The organism is Aeromicrobium sp. (genome assembly GCF_049587115.1).
GTDB lineage: Bacteria > Actinomycetota > Actinomycetes > Propionibacteriales > Nocardioidaceae > Aeromicrobium.
Window position 1 is genome coordinate 1 of the sequence record NZ_JBAVDI010000032.1, and the last position, 4,716, is coordinate 4,716.

Consider the following 4,716-nt stretch of genomic DNA (forward strand, 5'->3'; position numbering starts at 1 on the left):
AGATAAGCCACGACCCGGGTTCCCCACTCGTCGTCAGGGACACCAATCGCGACGGCGTCGCCGACGCCCTCCTGGGCGCGGAGTGCTGCCGTGACTGCTGGCAGCGGCACGTTGACGCCACCACTGATCACGACGTCGTCGCTGCGGCCGATGACCCGCAGACGTCCGCCGGCATCGACCGAACCCAGATCGGCAGTCGCGAACCAGCCGTCAACGAGCACGCGCTCGGTTGCGCTGGGATCGGCGTAACCGTCGAACAGCACCGGGCCGGCCAGATGCACCTGGCCGTGGTCGTCGATCTGGACCCGAACGCCGTCCAGCGGCAATCCGTCGTAGACACATCCGCCACTGGTCTCGCTCATCCCATATGTGCGTACAACTCGAACTCCAGCGACACGCAACGATTCCAGCAGCTCGGGGGCGACCGCCGCCCCACCGATCAGCAGTGCGTCCAGAGGAGTCAGCACCTCGACGTCGCCCGCATCGACCAGTCTGTGCACCTGGGTCGGGACGAGCGAGGCGTAGCGCCGCGGTCCCGGGATCGCGGCCACCGCCTCCGCGAGCGTCCCGTGCTCCCCGGCGAACACCGGCTCGAGACCAGCCAGCGCCGACCGCACCAGGACCTGCAGGCCGCCGACGCCGGTGACTGGGATCGCCTGCAACCAACCACCAGGACCCCCGAGACGTTCCAGGCTCGACCGGGCCGAGGCCAGCACCGCACCGTGGGACAGCAGAACGTCCTTGGGCTCGCCGGTGCTGCCAGATGTCCGGATCACCAACGGGGCGCCACCGTCCAGGACCCAGGCCCGGACCAGGTCGAAAACTTCGCGGGGGGACCCACCGACCGGGCGCAGGCTGGCCGTCATGACGGCTCGCCGGGCTCGGGTGGGAGATCGATCGGGCGCTTGAGATAGATCCATGGGAACCACATGGTTCCGATCCGCTCCCAGCCCTTGGACTCGAGGTCGCGCGCCCGACGGCTGCCGATCACGGCACGCTTGTGCGTCCACTGTGTCGACGACCTCTCGACGGTGTGGAACATCGGCCCGTAGCTGACCGAGTGCCACCCATGAGCTCCCCAGACATTCAGCTGGTCGATCTCGTTGAAGGCGGTGAGGCCGACGAGCTGCCGGTGCTCGGAGTCGGGTGGCGGCACCTCCGGGAGATGACCGAAACGTTGCTGGGCGGCCTGGCGCGACATGCCGAGAGCCGAGCCGATGGCTTCCCAGCTCGACCCTGCAGCCCGGGACGAGGCCACCGACGAACGCAGGAGGCGGCCAGCCTCCTCGTACGCACGGTTGGTCAAGACTGCCAGCTCGAGGTGAGCCTGGGGCTCGCTGTCCAGCCGTCGCTCGATCGATGGGTCCAGACGCGCGATCGCGCGAGCGATCAGGTCAGAGAATTCACGATCGGGGATGTCCACATTGTCAATGATACCTTGACAGGGCGCAGTGGACAACGCTCGCAGGCACAGGTGGCAGACTGGTTGATCGTGAACGCTCCCGCCTCATCCTCCCTTCAGTTGTGGATCGCCGGCGCCCGACCCCGCACACTCCCGGCCGCCGTTGCTCCGGTACTCGCGGGGACGGGCGCCGCAACGTACGCGAGCTCATTCGTGTGGTGGAAGGCACTGCTCGCCCTGGGGGTCTCGCTGGCCCTGCAGATCGGCGTCAACTACGCCAATGACTACTCCGACGGCATCAAGGGCACTGACGACGACCGGGTCGGGCCGCTGCGGCTGGTGGGATCGGGCCTCGTGCCTGCCCGCTCGGTCAAGCTCGCCGCGTTCGCGTTCTTCACACTTGGCGGAGCGCTCGGGCTGATCCTTGCCGCGACCACCAGCTGGTGGCTCCTCCTGGTCGGGATCGCGGCAATCGGCGCCGCCTGGACCTACACCGGTGGACCCTCCCCGTACGGCTACCGCGCCCTCGGCGAGGTGAGCGTCTTCGTCTTCTTCGGACTCGTCGCGGTTCTCGGCACGGCGTACGTGCAGATCGGAGAACTCACCTGGCTCGCCCTCGCGGCATCGATCGGGATCGGTTCGTTGGCCTGCGCGATCCTGGTCGCCAACAACCTGCGCGACATCCCGACCGACTCGGTGACCGGCAAGCGCACTCTTGCTGTCGTCCTGGGCGATCGTCGAACGCGGCAGCTCTTCACCCTCCTGCTGGCCCTGGCTCTGGTGTCGCTGGTGTGGGCGTCCGCGTTCACGGTGTGGGCGCTGCTGGGGCTGCTGATGGTGCCGTTAGCCGTGCGCGCCCGACAGACCGTCGCCTCGGGCTCGACCGGAATGACACTGATCCCGGTGCTGCGCGACACCGGCCTCGCCGAGCTCGTCTACGCAGCCGGCCTGGGTCTCGGTCTGGTCATCGGGGCCTAGATGCTGCGGGTAGCGGTCATCTCCGACACCCACGCCCCCCGGTTCTGGAAGGCGATGCCGGCCGCGGTCGCGGAGCAGCTCGGCGACATCGACGCGATACTCCACGCTGGTGACGTGTGCCTGCCATCGGTGCTCGATGAGCTGGCCGCGTACGCCCCCGTCCACGTGGTGCGCGGCAACAACGACGGCGCAGACGTCGCAGCATGGGGAGCGCCGGAGACCTTGGAGCTCGATCTCGACGGCCTGCGCGTCGCGATGATCCACGACAGTGGCGCCAAGGTCGGGCGGACAGGCCGGATGCGCCGACGATTTCCCGATGCCGGCCTGGTCGTGTTCGGACACTCCCACATTCCGTGGGACACCGAGGCGGACGGGCAGCGTCTGTTCAATCCCGGGTCGCCGACCGACAAGCGCCGCCAACCGCACGGCACGATGGGCCGGATCCTGATCGACGCCGGTGCGATCATCTCCGCCGAGATCCGACCGGTGACCTGAGGAGCTCACTGCGAGCCGACACCCGGAGAGGCCCTCACATTGCCGGCTCGGCGCCTCCTGGCTGAGTAGGCTGGACGTCGGGAAGGAAGCCGGTGCGGTCGAACTCTGCCAGCGCCGTGGAGTACGGCGTGATGTCGATACCACGATCGGCCAACCAGCCATCGTCGTAGTAGGTGTGGGTGTAGCGTTCCCCGCCATCGCACAGCAGCGTCACGATGCTGCCGCTCTCGCCGGCCGCGCGCATCTCACCGATCTTGCGCAGCGAGGCCCAGATGTTCGTGCCGGTCGAGCCACCGACGGGCCGGCCCAGGATGCCCGAGACCCATCGCATCGCGGCGATCGAGGCGGCGTCAGGCACGCGGACCATGTCGTCGATGACGCCGCCGACGAACGAGCCCTCGATACGCATGCGGCCGATGCCCTCGATGCGCGACGAGGTGGCAGTCGTGACATCGGAGCTGTCTGCCTCCCACCCGCCGTAGAACGCAGAGTTCTCTGGGTCGGCGACAACGATGCGGGTGTCGAAGCGTCGGTACCGGACGAAGCGGCCGATGGTCGCGGAGGTGCCGCCCGTTCCGGCGCCGACGACTATCATGCTCGGGCACGGGTGCGGCTCTGCGGACAGCTGCTCGAAGATTGATTCGGCGATGTTGTTGTTGCCCCGCCAGTCCGTGGCCCGCTCGGCGTAGGTGAACTGGTCCATGTAGTGGCCGCCGCAGTCTTCAGCGAGCTGCCGGGCGACGTCGTAGACCGTTCCGGGGTCGTCCACGAGGTGGCACTGCCCACCGTAGAACTCGATCAGCGCGATCTTCTCGGGGCTCGTCGAGGCCGGCATGACCGCGACGAACGGTAGGCCGACGAGCCGCGCGAAGTATGCCTCGCTGACCGCGGTCGAGCCACTCGATGCCTCGATGACTGTCGATCCGGCATGCATCCAGCCGTTACACAACGCATAGAGAAACAGCGACCGGGCCAGCCGGTGCTTGAGGCTGCCGGTGGGGTGCACCGACTCGTCCTTGAGATAGAGCTCGATGCCCGGAACAGGGATCGGCAGGACGTGCAGGTGGGTGTCGGCGCTCCGATTGGCGTCGGCGTCGACTCGGCGGATGGCCTCCGCGATCCAGGCGCGGCTCTCAGTCGACGTCTTCGGCATGACGCGACTCCTCGACCCGCTGGCTCATCCGCGCAGCACGTTCCTGCACGTTCTGGGCGAGCCGGTCCCGCAGCCCGGCGAGGGCGAAGATCGAGATCACCGACGACAGAAGCAGCGAGATCAGCAGCACGAACAGCGTCGTCGCGCTGCCCCACTCGACGAAGAACGAGGCGATCAGCCAGACAACCCCGAAGGTCGCGCCGAACAGGGCGAGTCGGGCCAGGGTGTAGGTCCAGAATGCCTTCATGGCGGCAGCCTAATCCTTCATCGACTCGTACCGGCGGGCCGGTTGCAGCCCGCCCGGTAAAGTCGGCTCATGGGCAAGTTCATCCTCGTGGTCATCGGGATCGCACTGTTTGTCTACGCCTTGTTCGACCTGATAGCCACGCCGCGCGACCGGGTGCGGTACATCCCGAAGCCACTGTGGTTCGTCGTCCTGCTGATTGTCGGCATCGGCCCGGTGCTCTGGTTGCTCCTCGGCCGCAAGCGCCAGCTGCCCGGCCTCGGCAAGCCGGCGGCGCCCAAGCCCCGCAAGCCGCGCGGCCCGATGGGGCCCGACGACGACCCCGACTATCTCCGCGGCCTCTGACCCGCCTGATCGATCCGGCGCCCCGGCCGAGCCAAAGGCGAGGCAGGCGCCCCGGCGCAGCCCGGCACCGGCGAGAAACGATCCGGCAAAGCCGCGAAC

7 protein-coding genes are annotated in these 4,716 nt (G+C 68.0%); 3 read left to right on the forward strand and 4 right to left on the reverse strand.

Translation table 11 applies throughout. From position 1 onward, the window contains the following. Positions 1 to 866 (reverse strand): AMP-binding protein (locus WB461_RS03450; RefSeq protein ID WP_423851324.1); only part of this gene is annotated, 866 nt, incomplete at its 3' end. Next, a complete protein-coding gene (locus WB461_RS03455) occupies positions 863 to 1,423 on the reverse strand; it encodes a hypothetical protein (protein WP_423851325.1) in 561 nt (186 codons plus the stop codon). The genes WB461_RS03450 and WB461_RS03455, both read right to left, overlap by 4 nt. Positions 1,424 to 1,489: 66 nt before the next feature. Here WB461_RS03455 and WB461_RS03460 point away from each other — a divergent pair, with 66 nt between their 5' ends. After that, positions 1,490 to 2,380, forward strand: coding sequence for a 1,4-dihydroxy-2-naphthoate polyprenyltransferase (locus tag WB461_RS03460; RefSeq protein WP_423851330.1), 891 nt, complete (start codon positions 1,490 to 1,492; stop codon positions 2,378 to 2,380). Beyond that, positions 2,381 to 2,875 (forward strand): metallophosphoesterase family protein, encoded by a 495-nt coding sequence (locus tag WB461_RS03465; protein WP_423851326.1) that lies wholly within the window; start codon positions 2,381 to 2,383, stop codon positions 2,873 to 2,875. A gap of 34 nt (positions 2,876 to 2,909) precedes the next feature. Here WB461_RS03465 and WB461_RS03470 read toward each other — a convergent pair whose 3' ends face one another. Further along, positions 2,910 to 4,028: a PLP-dependent cysteine synthase family protein gene (locus WB461_RS03470; RefSeq protein WP_423851327.1), complete on the reverse strand. Its 1,119-nt coding sequence runs from the start codon at positions 4,026 to 4,028 to the stop codon at positions 2,910 to 2,912. Further along, positions 4,009 to 4,275, reverse strand: a complete 267-nt coding sequence (locus tag WB461_RS03475) for a DUF4229 domain-containing protein (protein WP_423851328.1) — start codon at positions 4,273 to 4,275, stop codon at positions 4,009 to 4,011. The genes WB461_RS03470 and WB461_RS03475 overlap by 20 nt, the downstream gene beginning before the upstream one ends. Positions 4,276 to 4,344: 69 nt before the next feature. Here WB461_RS03475 and WB461_RS03480 point away from each other — a divergent pair, with 69 nt between their 5' ends. Then, positions 4,345 to 4,617: a PLD nuclease N-terminal domain-containing protein gene (locus WB461_RS03480; RefSeq protein WP_423851329.1), complete on the forward strand. Its 273-nt coding sequence runs from the start codon at positions 4,345 to 4,347 to the stop codon at positions 4,615 to 4,617. Positions 4,618 to 4,716 lie beyond the last annotated feature (99 nt).

Bases quoted from the DNA above. Each gene is read 5' to 3' on its own strand.
- WB461_RS03470 (WP_423851327.1), bottom strand. From the start codon at position 4,028: ATGCCGAAGACGTCGACTGAGAGCCGCGCCTGGATCGCGGAGGCCATC.
- WB461_RS03480 (WP_423851329.1), top strand. From the start codon at position 4,345: ATGGGCAAGTTCATCCTCGTGGTCATCGGGATCGCACTGTTTGTCTAC.
- WB461_RS03465 (WP_423851326.1), top strand. From the start codon at position 2,381: ATGCTGCGGGTAGCGGTCATCTCCGACACCCACGCCCCCCGGTTCTGG.
- WB461_RS03475 (WP_423851328.1), bottom strand. From the start codon at position 4,275: ATGAAGGCATTCTGGACCTACACCCTGGCCCGACTCGCCCTGTTCGGC.